11 protein-coding genes are annotated in these 12,049 nt (G+C 63.9%); 9 read left to right on the top strand and 2 right to left on the bottom strand.

The window, feature by feature from the left end; genetic code table 11:
• The first annotated feature begins 19 nt into the window (after nt 1-19).
• The gene (locus tag YY7_RS0129225; RefSeq protein WP_028166328.1) at nt 20-1,321 is read left to right on the top strand and encodes an adenylate/guanylate cyclase domain-containing protein; all 1,302 of its coding nucleotides are present in this window, start codon (nt 20-22) and stop codon (nt 1,319-1,321) included.
• Nucleotides 1,322-1,330: 9 nt separating this feature from the next.
• Entirely contained in the window at nt 1,331-2,245 is a 915-nt protein-coding gene (locus YY7_RS0129220) for a PhzF family phenazine biosynthesis protein (protein WP_028166327.1), read from the top strand.
• A 109-nt stretch (nt 2,246-2,354) separates the two neighbouring features.
• Here the strand turns inward: YY7_RS0129220 and YY7_RS0129215 are convergent, their stop codons facing one another.
• Together YY7_RS0129215 and YY7_RS0129210 are read right to left on the bottom strand one after the other, a co-directional pair.
• The gene (locus YY7_RS0129215) at nt 2,355-2,816 is read right to left on the bottom strand and encodes a DUF488 domain-containing protein (protein WP_028166326.1); all 462 of its coding nucleotides are present in this window, start codon (nt 2,814-2,816) and stop codon (nt 2,355-2,357) included.
• Between the two features lie 12 nt (nt 2,817-2,828).
• A complete protein-coding gene (locus YY7_RS0129210) occupies nt 2,829-3,644 on the bottom strand; it encodes a DUF72 domain-containing protein (RefSeq protein WP_028166325.1) in 816 nt (271 codons plus the stop codon).
• A gap of 137 nt (nt 3,645-3,781) precedes the next feature.
• Here YY7_RS0129210 and YY7_RS0129205 point away from each other — a divergent pair, with 137 nt between their 5' ends.
• The 7 genes from YY7_RS0129205 to YY7_RS0129175 all read left to right on the top strand — a co-directional run bounded on the left by YY7_RS0129205 (nt 3,782) and on the right by YY7_RS0129175 (nt 12,037).
• The gene (locus YY7_RS0129205; protein WP_028166324.1) at nt 3,782-4,141 is read left to right on the top strand and encodes a hypothetical protein; all 360 of its coding nucleotides are present in this window, start codon (nt 3,782-3,784) and stop codon (nt 4,139-4,141) included.
• Nucleotides 4,142-4,233: 92 nt separating this feature from the next.
• On the top strand, nt 4,234-4,431 hold the full coding sequence (locus YY7_RS63550) for a hypothetical protein (protein ID WP_028166323.1): 198 nt from the start codon (nt 4,234-4,236) through the stop codon (nt 4,429-4,431).
• A 248-nt stretch (nt 4,432-4,679) separates the two neighbouring features.
• Nucleotides 4,680-5,813: a glycosyltransferase gene (locus YY7_RS0129195; protein WP_028166322.1), complete on the top strand. Its 1,134-nt coding sequence runs from the start codon at nt 4,680-4,682 to the stop codon at nt 5,811-5,813.
• Nucleotides 5,814-5,820: 7 nt separating this feature from the next.
• Nucleotides 5,821-7,323 carry a glycosyltransferase family 39 protein gene (locus tag YY7_RS0129190; RefSeq protein ID WP_028166321.1) on the top strand — a complete coding sequence of 501 codons (1,503 nt, stop codon included), beginning with the start codon at nt 5,821-5,823 and terminating at the stop codon, nt 7,321-7,323.
• 198 nt (nt 7,324-7,521) lie between these two features.
• Nucleotides 7,522-8,217, top strand: a complete 696-nt coding sequence (locus YY7_RS0129185; protein WP_028166320.1) for a DUF899 family protein — start codon at nt 7,522-7,524, stop codon at nt 8,215-8,217.
• A 288-nt stretch (nt 8,218-8,505) separates the two neighbouring features.
• Entirely contained in the window at nt 8,506-9,663 is a 1,158-nt protein-coding gene (locus YY7_RS0129180) for a DUF2778 domain-containing protein (RefSeq protein WP_080663898.1), read from the top strand.
• Between the two features lie 649 nt (nt 9,664-10,312).
• Complete coding sequence (locus tag YY7_RS0129175) at nt 10,313-12,037, top strand: pyrroloquinoline quinone-dependent dehydrogenase (protein WP_028166318.1); 1,725 nt, start codon at nt 10,313-10,315, stop codon at nt 12,035-12,037.
• Nucleotides 12,038-12,049 lie beyond the last annotated feature (12 nt).

Below are 12,049 nucleotides of genomic sequence, written 5' to 3'. Positions count from 1 at the left end.
CCGACGTCGGGGCAAGAGCATGACCGGTTTCTGGAGCAGGAGACAAGACGCGCAAGATTCGGCTCTATCGGCCGAATTCCACCAGATATTGATGCGCGAGGTGATGACGACCGAGCTGCTCCGGATCAAGGCGCTGATCGGGACAGCGGTGCTGCTGGGTGTCATCGGTTTGGGCATCGACTTCTTTGCGCCCGAGGCCGTAAGCCGCGTCTGGCACGGCAATCTCAGGGTATCATTTCTCTTTTACATCACTGTGCCGTTCATCCTGTTCGAATTGTGGGTGCATGGTGCGATCACCCGACATATGCGCAGAGGGCGCGACCTGCCCGTGGTGCGGCGCTACATCGGCGCGCTGATCGAGACCTCGTTGCCCACGGTCGCGCTGGCGCTCCATATCGACAGCATGGGATCGGTCGCTGCGCTCGGATTCGCTGCGCCGTTTCTCTATTTCATCTTTATCATCCTCTCGACGCTGCGACTGGATTTCTGGCTCTCGACCTTCACCGGGTTCGTTGCCGCAGCTCAGTTGTTCTATCTGGCGATGTTCTTTCATCCCGATGCCGAGCCGAACCTCTACTATCATGCGGCGCGCAGCTTCATCGTGCTGATCTGCGGCATGCTGGCGGGCGCGGTCGGCATGCAGTTGCGGCGGCAGTTCGAAGCCAGCATCGCGGCGGCGACGGCGCGCGACCGCATCACCGACCTGTTCGGCCAGCACGTCTCGCCGCAGGTGGTCGAACGATTGATGACGGAGGGCGCCTCGACCGACAGCGATATCCGCCGCGTCGCGGTGATGTTCGTCGACTTCCGCAGCTTCACCGCGGGTGCGCGGACGCGCTCGCCGCAGGAAGTGGTCGAGCGGCTCGACCGTGCCTTTGCCATGCTGGTCGATATCCTCGATCGCCACGGCGGCATCGTGAACAAGTTCCTGGGGGACGGTTTCCTCGCGCTGTTCGGCGCGCCGCTCGAAGCCGAGGACGCGGCGCATCAGGCGGTGGCCGCGGCACGCGAGATGCTGCTCGCCAACGAGCACTTCAACGCGACCACGAGCTGGCCGCTGCGCATCGGCATCGCCATCCATATCGGCGAGGTCGTCGCCGGCAATATCGGCTCGCCCCGGCGCAAGGAATATACCGTGATCGGCGACACCGTGAATTTTGCTGCGCGGCTGGAGGCGCTCAACAAGGAGCTCAACTCGCAGTTCCTGATCTCGTCCGAAGTGCGCGAGGCGATCGGCGAGGCGGCTGGCGATGCAGTGCCGCGCGGCGAGGTGCCGATCCGCGGCTACGAGAAGCCGGTTGCGGTGTGGCAACTGGGATAGGAGGATTTCATGCAGCGTCGCTACATCACCGTTGATGTCTTCACCAACAGCGCGTTCGGCGGCAATCCGCTTGCCGTGGTGCTCGATGCCGCCGGGCTGTCGACCGCGCAGATGCAGGCGATCGCGACCGAGTTCAACTATTCCGAGACGACCTTCGTGCTGCCGCCGCGGGACAGCGCGAACGACGCGCAGGTCCGCATCTTCACGGTGCGATCCGAAATCCCGTTCGCCGGTCATCCCAATGTCGGCACCGCCTTCGTGCTGGCGACGCTCGCGGCCAAGCCGCCGGCGCGGCTGCGGTTCGAGGAGAAGGCGGGGCTTGTGCCGGTCGAGATCCTGAGCGAGCAGGGCAGGGTCACGGGCGCCGAGCTCACCGCGCCGCAACCGCTGCAGCGGCTGTCGCGCGTTGATGTCGAACAGGCCGCGGCCTGCCTGTCGCTTTCGGCGAGTGACGTGAAGACGGACCGGCATCCACCGCAGATCGTCTCGGTCGGCCTGCCGTTCCTGATGGTCGAGCTCGCCTCGCGCGATGCGCTGAAGCGGGCACGTCCGGATGCTGGGGCCTTCGCGCGGACGTTTCCCTGCGACGGTTCGGATGCTGTCTATTTCTACACGCGCGACGTGCCCGCAAGCGAGCAGCCGCTCGACCTGCAGGCGCGCATGTTCCATCCGGGCTCGAGTGGCCTCTCCGAGGACCCTGCCACCGGCAGCGCGACCGCGGCCGCCGCTGCATTCCTTGCCGATCTCGACGAGACGCGTGACGGTGAATTGAGATTGGGCATCGGCCAGGGCGTCGACATGCGCCGGCCGAGCCTGTTGCTCACCCGTGTCCGCAAGCAGGGCGGCACGGTGGCGTCCGTGCATGTCGGCGGCGGCTGCGTGAAGATGATGGAGGGGACGTTGGAGTTGGAGGGGGAGGGATAATCCACGCTCTGCCGTCATGCCCGGGCTTGACCCGGGCATCCACGTTCTTGGTCGCGAGAGGAGAGACGTGGATGGGCGGGACAAGCCCGGCCATGACGGGGGAGGCGGCCTACACCTGCGGCGCCGCCAAATTCTCCACCTTCACGCCGTCGCGGTCCTCGATGATCTCGGCGATCATCTGGCGGTGGCAATGCGTGTGGTCGCGCTCATAGCACATGAGGCACACCGGTCCGGCCTTCTTCACCAGCGACGACAATTCGTCGAGCTCTTCTTTTGCCTGCGACGTCTTCAGGTGCTTTCCGTAGATCGTGCGGAGAAGCTGGTGCTGGCCGCTGCGCGCGGCAAGGCGTCCCTCCTTGGGGGTGCCGAGCGCTGCGAGATGGACGTAGGCGATGCCGCGCTCGTCGAGCGCCGCCGCAAGCTGCTTCTTGGAGAAGCCTGGCCGGCGGGATGAGGTGACCGCACGGACATCGACCAGAAGCTTCACGCCGGCATGCTCGAGCTCATCGAGCACCGCTTTGGGCGGTGTCTGCTCGTAGCCGATCGTGAAGAGCTTCTTGGCCCTGGCCATCCGGCGTCCCGATCACTTCACGCGTTCGATCAATTCCATCGCGCCGGCCGGCGCCCGCACTTTGCCTTCGTGGATCACATAGGCGAACACATCGCGCGGCGCCTTCTTAGGTTTTGTCTTCTCGACATGCGGCAGGTCGTCCGGATCGCCGCCGCCGGCCCATTCCTCGAACCGCTTGGCCCACGCGTCGAGCTGCTTCGGAGGATAACAGGTCTTGATCTCGTCATTGCCCTTCTGCAGTCGCGCATAGACGAAGTCGCTCGCGACGTCGGCAATCGCCGGATATTTGCCGTGCTCGGCGAATACGACCGGCGTCTCGAACTCGCGGATCAGCGCGACGAATTCGGGCACGCAGAAACTGTCGTGCCTGACTTCGACCACATGGCGCAGCGCGCGGCCGTCGAGCTTGCGCGGCAACAGCTCGAGGAATTTGCCGAAATCGGCGCCATCGAATTTCTTGGTCGGCGCGAATTGCCAGAGCACCGGCCCGAGCCGGTCGCCGAGTTCCAGCACACCGGAATCATAGAAGCGCTTGATGGAATCGCCGGCCTCCGCCAGCACGCGGCGGTTGGTCGCAAAGCGCGGGCCCTTCACGGAGAACACGAATCCATCAGGGACTTCGCTGGCCCATTTGCGGAAACTCTCCGGCTTCTGCGAGCCGTAATAGGTGCCGTTGATCTCTATCGAGGTCAGCTTCGATGCGGCATAGGACAGCTCCTTCGATTGCGCGAGCTTTTCCGGATAGAACACGCCGCGCCACGGCTCGAAGGTCCAGCCGCCGATGCCGATATAGATGCTGCCTGCAGTTTTCTTTGGGGCTTTGGCCACGAGAAGAACTCATCGTGAGGAGGGGACCATCCAAGAGTAGTCAAATAAATCGTGATTGGCCAGTTGGCCAGCGGCAAGCTTTCCACGCTTATCGATCCAGGCCGTTCGCGCTAGGATACCCGAAAAGGAGAACAACAATGCGCATGATGATCGCGGCCCTTCTGGTTCTGATATCCTCGGCCGCGATCGCCGACGACGATCTCGACGATGCGCACAAGCTCGCCGTGATCGGCCGCGACGCCTACTGGAATTGCCTTGCCCGCGAATATCCCCGCGACAGTAACAAGACCATGTCGGACCAGGAGTTCGCTTCCCTGATGGCGAGCGCGTGTCCCTCGGAGCGGCAGAACTTCCGGGCCTCGCTGATCGGCTTCCTCACCGAGCAATTCCCGAACCAGGACGCGAGCGCGCATCTGGCCACCGCCAACCGCGCCATCGAGCTTGCGCAAAAGGACATCATCACCGCTTTCGTCCGACGCAAGGCGGCGGCGAAATAGGCGGCCTATTCCTCGACCGGCCTCTTTCATGATATCAGGAACCGCCATGGCGCGGTCGGGCGATCGCGCTCCAGTTGCTGGGACAATCGGGTATGACATCGCAATCGGTCGGGGGCCTGTTGGGCGCCATCGTCGCCGTCATCGTGTTGGGGGCGGCGGTCGTGTATGGGCCGATCGGGCAGATGGGCAAGCCCCCTAAGCCGCCCGCGGAGCAGCCCCCGGCTGCGGCGCAACCGGCACCGGCCGAGCCGGCCCCGAGGGGGCCGGTGATCCGGGAGGTGCCGAACTAGCGTAAGCGCCCTAGGAGCCCTTGCGGAAACGCATAGCGGTTCCTATCTAGGTGACAACGGCGCCGTCGCAGCCTGCAAGGGCTCTGGCGCTGGGACGACCACGTAATAGCACGGCAGCGCCGGATGTACGCGCGCCTGTTGTTCGTGGTCGTTGGCATTTTTGGGCGTGCCCAGGCCCGTTTTCCCGCATTCCAGCCGGCGTTTAGGGCTTCCCGCGGCTTGGCGGCGCGGATATACGCTTGGCCGCCATGAATGACGCCATCAAACCGGGCCCCGAAATCCCGTCGCAGGCCGTTGGTTTGCCACTTGTTTCGGTTGTCGTCCCCACCTTCAACGAGCGTGACAACGTCACCGTCCTGTACCGGCGGTTGGAGACGACGCTCGCCGGTATCCCCTGGGAGGTCGTTTTCGTCGACGACAATTCCCCTGATGGAACCTGGGAGGTGGTGCGCGGCCTGGCGCGGCAGGATTCCCGCGTGCGCTGCCTCCGCCGGGTCGGACGGCGCGGGCTGTCGGGCGCCTGCATCGAGGGCATCCTCGCCTCCAGCGCCCCCTATGCCGTGGTGATGGACGCCGACTTGCAGCATGACGAGACCCAACTGCCGAAGATGGTCGAGCTGCTGCGGAGCGGGAAGGCCGATCTCGTGGTCGGCAGCCGCTATATCGAGGGCTACCGCGCCGAGGGGTTCAACAAGCAGCGCGCCGGCGCCAGCGCTTTCGCCACCGAGATCGCGCGCCGTTTGCTGCGGGTCGATATCGCCGATCCCATGAGCGGCTTCTTCGCGATCCGCCGCGACCGCTTCGAGGAGCTGGCGCCAGACCTTTCGACCCAAGGCTTCAAGATCCTGCTCGACGTCGTCGCCACCGCCCAGGGCAAGCTGCGTGCGGTGGAGATTCCCTATACGTTCGGCTCGCGGCAGCATGGCGAGAGCAAGCTCGATTCCATGGTCGCGCTGGATTTCCTCGGCCTCGTGCTCGCGAAGCTGACGCATGACGTCATCTCGCTCCGCTTCGTGCTGTTCGGCCTGGTCGGCTCGCTCGGCCTGCTCGTGCATCTTGCCGCGTTATACGTTGCGCTGGAAGTATTCGGCGCGCCGTTTCCTGAAGCGCAGGCAACCGGCGCGATCGTCGCGATGACCAGCAACTTCGTCCTCAACAATTTCCTGACCTATCGCGACCAGCGGCTGAAGGGCTTTGCGATCCTGCGCGGCCTGTTGCTGTTCTACCTCGTCTGCAGCGTCGGCCTGCTCGCCAATGTCGGCGTCGCCTTCTCGGTCTATGACCAGGAGCCGATCTGGTGGCTTGCGGGCGCGGCCGGCGCGCTGATGGGCGTGGTCTGGAACTACGCGATGTCCGGACTGTTCGTCTGGCGCAAGCGATGATTGGGACATGAATCCGAACGAGACGAGTCTCGTCCGCACGACCGTCGTAACCGTCGTCGGGCTCGTCCTGTTGCGGCTGCTCGCCGCTGCTCTTACGCCGATCACCTTCGACGAAGCCTATTACTGGATGTGGTCGAAGAGTCTCGCCGGCGGCTACTACGACCATCCGCCGATGGTTGCGCTGGTGATCCGCGCCGGCACGCTGATTGCCGGCGATACCGAACTCGGCGTGCGGCTGGTCTCGATCCTGCTGGCGCTGCCGATGAGCTGGGCGGTCTATCGCTCGGCCGAGATCCTGTTCGGCGGCAAGCGTGTGGCGGCTAGCGCGGCGATCCTGCTCAACGCCACCTTGCTGGCCGCGGTCGGCACTATGATCGTGACGCCGGATGCGCCGCTTCTGGTTTCCGCAAGCCTCTTGTTGTTCGCGCTCGCCAAGGTGCTGGAGACGGGGCAGGGCGCATGGTGGCTTGCGGTCGGCGCCGCTGCCGGCGCTGCGCTGCTGTCAAAATACACCGCGCTGTTCTTCGGCCCGGCGATCCTGATCTGGCTCGCCGTGGTGCCGAAGCTGCGGCGCTGGTTCTTGTCGCCCTGGCTCTACCTCGGCGGCCTTCTCGCGCTGTTGATGTTCGCGCCGGTCATCCTCTGGAACGCCGACCACCACTGGGTCTCCTTCATCAAGCAGATGGGGCGGGCGCGCATCGAGGATTTCAGGCTGGCCTTCATCGGTGAACTGATCCCGACCCAGATCGCGTTCGCGACGCCGCTCGTCTTCATCCTCGGTGCGATGGGGCTGCACGCGCTCGCGTTCCGCCGCACGGGCGCCTTCGCCTCGCGCCTGCTCGTCAATCTGATGTTCTGGATCATCGTGGTCTATTTCATCTGGCACTCGCTGCATGCGCGCGTCGAAGCCAACTGGTTCGCACCGGTCTATCCGCCCTTCATGGTCGCGACCGCGGTAGCGGCGACGATGGTGCCGTGGGAGGGACGCTGGCAGCGGCTTGCCGATTTCTGCCGCCGCTGGGCGGCGCGGACCGGGATCGTGATGTTCGTGCTGCTGATCGTGCAGGCCAACACCGGCGTGCTCTCGCTCTATCGCCGCGATGCCACCGTGCGCAGCGTCGGCGTCGGCTGGCGCGAGACGGCGGCGGAAATCGAAGCGGCGCGCGCACGTACTGGCGCGACCTGCGTGCTGGCGCCGGATTACGGCACCACGAGCTGGCTCGTCTTCTATCTGCCGAAGGGCACGTGCGTCGCGCAGCAGACCCAGCGATACCGTTGGGTCAACGCATCAGAGCCGAGCGCGGCGGAGCTTGCCGGAAAGCTGCTCTATGTCCATGAAATCAGGCCCGAGGATCCGCCGTTCCTGAAGGAGATGTTCTCCCATGTGGAGAGGATCGCCGAGGTGCAGCGCAAGCGCGGCCCGCTCGTGATCGAGAGCTACGCGCTGTATGTTCTGGAGGGACCGAAGGGCGACGTCTTCGATCGCTCGCCGCCGCCGGAACTGCAGTAGAGCTGGCCCCGTCATTGCCGGGCTTGACCCGGCAATCCATCATTTCAAGAGTTCTTTGAAGATCGATGGATACGGGGGTCCAGCCCGCGTATGACGATTGTGAGTTAGCGGCGGGTCGAAAAAACTTCAGCCCGCACGTCGTCTTCGCGCCTCCAGGAACGTCTTCTAGAAGATATCGCCAACCAGCGAGGTTCCGTCATGACCAGTTCCATCCTCAAACCCGCCGCCGAGCTTGCCGCAACCAACACCACGCGCCAGCCGAATGAGAGCGCGGAATATCGCCAGGCGCGGCAGGCGCTGCTCGTCGAGGAGATCGAGTTGCGCCGCCAGATCGAGCGTGTCGCCGCGCTGCGCCGGGCCTTGCCGCCGGGCGGCGAGGTGACGAAGGCTTACGAGTTCGTCGGCGAGCGCGGCAAGGTCGGCTTTCCGGAGTTGTTCGGCGACAAGCAGACGCTCGTAATCTACAGCTACATGTTCGGGCCGCAGCGTGAGAAGCCGTGCCCGATGTGCACCTCATTCATGGGGACCTGGGAGGCCAAGCTGCCCGATGTCGAGCAGCGCACCGCCTTCGTGTTCGTGGCGCGCTCGCCGATCGAGCGGCTGGTCGCGGCGAAGCAGGCGCGCGGCTGGACGCAGCACAGGATCTTCTCGGATATGTCCGGCGACTACACGCGCGATTACGTCAGCGCTGATGATGCCGATGCGCCCGGCTACAATGTCTTCACGCGGCGCGACGGCACCATCCGCCATTTCTGGTCGGGCGAGATGGGATCGAAGATGTCCGACCCGGGCCAGGACCCGCGCGGCGCGCCCGACATCGATCCGCTCTGGACCATCCTCGACACCACGCCAGAAGGCCGCGGCACGGACTGGTATCCGAAGTTGAGTTACTGAGCGCGGGACTTAGAAGCGAGCGACTTTGGGCAGCGACTTGGGCAGCGACTTGGGCCGTCGAATCCCGCTTTGGGACATAGATAAATCCTGCCTTATTTCCGCAAGATTCCGGGGTAATTCACAAGGAAATTCCCCGCCGTTCCTCACGCCTCAGATCTGCCCGCGTTTAATCCGCATTTAACTAAAAGTCGCCTTAATGACGCTCCGCGCCTCTGCGAGATGCTCCGGCGAAACTTGTCCCGCACTCTCACACGAGGAAGAAGTGGAACTGTTCTGGACGCAAGGCGAATGAGTACGAGTATCGGTGCGTTTGGCTTTGCGGCGCCCTCCCGCAAAAAATCTTCCCGGAAAGTCCTCCCTCACCATTTCATCGGCAGCGCCGCAGTCGCGGCGCTCGTCGTCGGCTGCGCCTGGACCGTCTACACCAATATCTTCGCGGCGAACGTCTATCCCACGATGGGTGGTGCCTCCTATGAGACGCCCGCAGTGAACCGGGAGGCTGCGGTCGCCGCGCGTCCGACGCCATCCTTCAACGACGTGTTCGCGTCGCTGCCGCCACCGCCGCCGACCTTGTCGAAGCCTGAGCCAAGCTCGGCTTCGATTATGTTTAACGAAAGGTTTGCGGCCGCCGCTCCGGAGGGCGTGGAGTCACGGGCGGCCGAGGCCGCGCCGCCCGCCGAAGCGCCGAAGGTTGCGGAAGCGTCGAAGCCGGCCGCCGCAGCCAAACTCGCCGAAGCCAAGTCAGGTGCTGCGCCGAAGGGGGTTGAAGCGGCGAAGAAGGAAGCGGCGACCTCATTGCAGGTCGCGCTCAACACGCCGGCCGCGCCGGTTGACACCAAGCCCGCGGCAAAATCGTCCGGCGTCCGCGACATGGCGGCACGCGCCAAGGCGGCGGTGATGTCGATCGCCTCAGGCGAGAAGCAGTCGATCGTCGAAAAGCTCTGGGGCAAGCGCGAGTCTTCAGGCTCGCTGCTGTCGTTCGCATCTGCCGATGCCAATGTCACCGCCAGCATTCCCTCGACGCTGAGCCAGAACCCGATGAACGGCGGCTCGCCGCCCTATGACCGCCAGACCGCGGTCTACGACATCTCCGCCGCGACGGTGTATCTGCCTGACGGTACCAGGCTCGAGGCGCATTCCGGCCTCGGCTCCAAGATCGACGACGTCCGCTATGCGCACGTTCGCATGCAGGGCGTGACGCCGCCGCACATCTACGAGCTCAAGCCCCGCGAAGCGCTGTTTCACGGCGTGCCCGCACTGCGCCTGACCCCGATCGGCGGCGAGGACAAGATCTACGGCCGCTCCGGCCTGCTCGCGCATACCTACATGCTCGGGCCCAACGGCGATTCCAACGGCTGCGTCTCGTTCAAGAACTACTATGCGTTCCTGGATGCGTACCGGAACAAGGGCATCCGCCGGCTCGCGGTGCTGGCGAAGGTGCAGTGACGCGCTGGTGCGTGAGTGAGGTGCAAGCCCATCCCCGCGTCATTCCGGGGCGCGCGTAGCGCGAGCCCGGAATCCATTTATCCGAGAATTCAGCTCGCAATTTCCGGGTAAAGATCGATCCATTCGGGATTCTTCTCCTCGATGAACCGAATCTTCCAGTCTCTTAGAGGCCGTGTTGAAGCTTGACAGTTCCGGAGAGAAATCTAGGCTGTTTTCCATCCATGGGTGCACTTCGACATTGTCGCTTAGCGAATGGTCTGATCAACCAGGGATAGAGAGGAGGAACAAGATCGCCTCCACAGGATTTCGCGAAGATTGCGGTGAACAATAGCCTTTGCGCGAGTGGCTCGCGCAGGACAGATATGTCGCGACCGTATCTGGACGCGCAAGGCTTGAGATAAGCGTTGAGAGGCGCGCTGGCGTATGACCGGGCTCCTGAGTGTTGTTGACGCGCACGCGTAACGGATATCTCGCCGAAAATTAGAGCTAGCACGCCGCGGCGACAAATCGGCAACATGACCAATCGGCAATAGCAAGAGGGAGGAGGAGACCGCTGCAAGAAGCAAGCGGCGAGCGGATCGGCAAAATTCACCGCCGCGTATTAGCTGCAGAGATCAATGAAAACCAAAAATCAAAGGGGAGGAATCCAATGGCAATCGGTATCAAGTACCTTACGTGCGGTGCGGCATTCGCGCTGGCCGCTGTGGCTGTTGCGTCACCCGCATTGGCGATCGATCCGGCGCGCCTGCAGGCGGCCGAGCAGACGCCGAACGATTGGCTGACCTACCATGGCGGCTACAAGTCGTATCACTACAGTGCGCTCGATCAGATCAACGCTGATAACGTCAAGAATCTTCAGGTCGCGTGGATCCACATGCCGGGTCGCTCGACGCGCGGCCTGCAGTCGATGCCGCTCGCTGCTGACGGCGTGCTGTACTATTCGGGCTCCTACAGCCGCGTCTACGCGCTTGATGGCGCGACCGGCAAGCTGATCTGGTCGTATTTCCCCGAGCTCGACGAACAACTGGTGGCGATGCAAACGCACTCGCCGTACAACCGTGGCGTCGCGCTCGGCGATGGCAAGGTGCTGGTCGGCACCGTCGACGGCCGTCTCATCGCGCTTGATATGAAAACCGGTAAGCCAGCGTGGGACACCAAGCTGGTCGATTCCAAGAAGCTCACCGTGGGCTTCACGGGCGCGCCGCTGGTGGTGAAGGACACCGTCATCATCGGCAGCCAGGGCGGCGAGTGGACCTCGCGCGGGCCGCTGTTCGGCCTCGATATCAAGACCGGCCAGAAGAAATGGGAGTTCTTCACCGTCGCCGGCACCGAGGACGCCAAGGCGACCTGGGGCAATGAGTCCTGGCGCACCGGCGGAGGTGGCGCCTGGATGCCGGGCGGCTACGATCAGGAGAGCAACACGATCTGGTGGGGCACGGCGAACCCCGCACCGCTGTATGACTGGTCGGGCGCGGATTGGCAGAAGAGCGGGCCGCGGCCCGGCACCAACCTCTACACCACCTCGGTCATCGCGCTCGATCCCGATACCGGAAAGCTGAAGTTCTATCACCAGGAGCTGCCGCACGACGCCTGGGATTTCGATTCGGCGGTCGGTGAATTCCTGATGATCGACCGCGACGGTCGCAAGCTCGTCGTGCATCCGAACAAGGGCGGCTTCGTCTTTGTCTACGATCGCACCAATGGGAAAGTGCAGAACGTGTGGCGGCTCGCGAAGAACATCAACTTCGTGAAGGATATCGACCCAAAGACCGGCGAACTGATTGGTCGGCGCGACCTGTCGCTTGGCCAGACGAGCTCGCCGCTCTGCCCGGCGATCGCCGGTGGCATTAGCTGGAACGCGGGCTCCTACAACCCGAAGACCGGCCTCTGGTACAAGCTCGGACAGGAATGGTGCATGGACGTGGACGTGGTGAAGACCACGCCGATCACCGAGCCGATGGCGCAGCTCAACATCGGCGCCAACTTCAAGCTGGTCCCGCCGCCGGACGGGCCGGCGCGCGGACATCTCAGTGCCCGCGATCCCGTCACCGGCGACAAGAAATGGGAAGTCACCTTCAGCGAGCCGCCGCTCGCCAGTGTGCTCGCAACCGGCGGCAACCTGGTGTTCGTGCCGGACTCGCGCGGCGTGCTGCACGCCTACAATGCCGAGACCGGGTCGGAATTGTGGTCGCATTATAATGGCGTCGGCCATAATGGCGGCATCATCAGCTACACCGCCGGCGGCAAGCAGTACATCGCGGTGCCGGCCGGATGGGGCGGCATGGTGGCCGATGAATTTCCGGCCCTGTTCGGCGAACCCTACAAGAGCATGCCGAAGGATGCCGGCGCGCTCGTCGTCTTTACGCTGAAGTAACAACAATAACGA

This window comes from Bradyrhizobium elkanii WSM2783 (assembly GCF_000472865.1).
Lineage (GTDB): Bacteria > Pseudomonadota > Alphaproteobacteria > Rhizobiales > Xanthobacteraceae > Bradyrhizobium > Bradyrhizobium elkanii_A.
The sequence above is the reverse complement of the archived record's forward strand: the minus strand, read 5'-3'. Positions and strand labels throughout refer to the sequence as shown.

Bases quoted from the DNA above. Each gene is read 5' to 3' on its own strand.
- YY7_RS0129190 (WP_028166321.1), top strand. From the start codon at position 5,821: ATGAATCCGAACGAGACGAGTCTCGTCCGCACGACCGTCGTAACCGTC.
- YY7_RS0129195 (WP_028166322.1), top strand. From the start codon at position 4,680: ATGAATGACGCCATCAAACCGGGCCCCGAAATCCCGTCGCAGGCCGTT.
- YY7_RS0129205 (WP_028166324.1), top strand. From the start codon at position 3,782: ATGCGCATGATGATCGCGGCCCTTCTGGTTCTGATATCCTCGGCCGCG.
- YY7_RS0129180 (WP_080663898.1), top strand. From the start codon at position 8,506: ATGAGTACGAGTATCGGTGCGTTTGGCTTTGCGGCGCCCTCCCGCAAA.
- YY7_RS0129220 (WP_028166327.1), top strand. From the start codon at position 1,331: ATGCAGCGTCGCTACATCACCGTTGATGTCTTCACCAACAGCGCGTTC.
- YY7_RS63550 (WP_028166323.1), top strand. From the start codon at position 4,234: ATGACATCGCAATCGGTCGGGGGCCTGTTGGGCGCCATCGTCGCCGTC.
- YY7_RS0129225 (WP_028166328.1), top strand. From the start codon at position 20: ATGACCGGTTTCTGGAGCAGGAGACAAGACGCGCAAGATTCGGCTCTA.
- YY7_RS0129175 (WP_028166318.1), top strand. From the start codon at position 10,313: ATGGCAATCGGTATCAAGTACCTTACGTGCGGTGCGGCATTCGCGCTG.
- YY7_RS0129215 (WP_028166326.1), bottom strand. From the start codon at position 2,816: ATGGCCAGGGCCAAGAAGCTCTTCACGATCGGCTACGAGCAGACACCG.
- YY7_RS0129185 (WP_028166320.1), top strand. From the start codon at position 7,522: ATGACCAGTTCCATCCTCAAACCCGCCGCCGAGCTTGCCGCAACCAAC.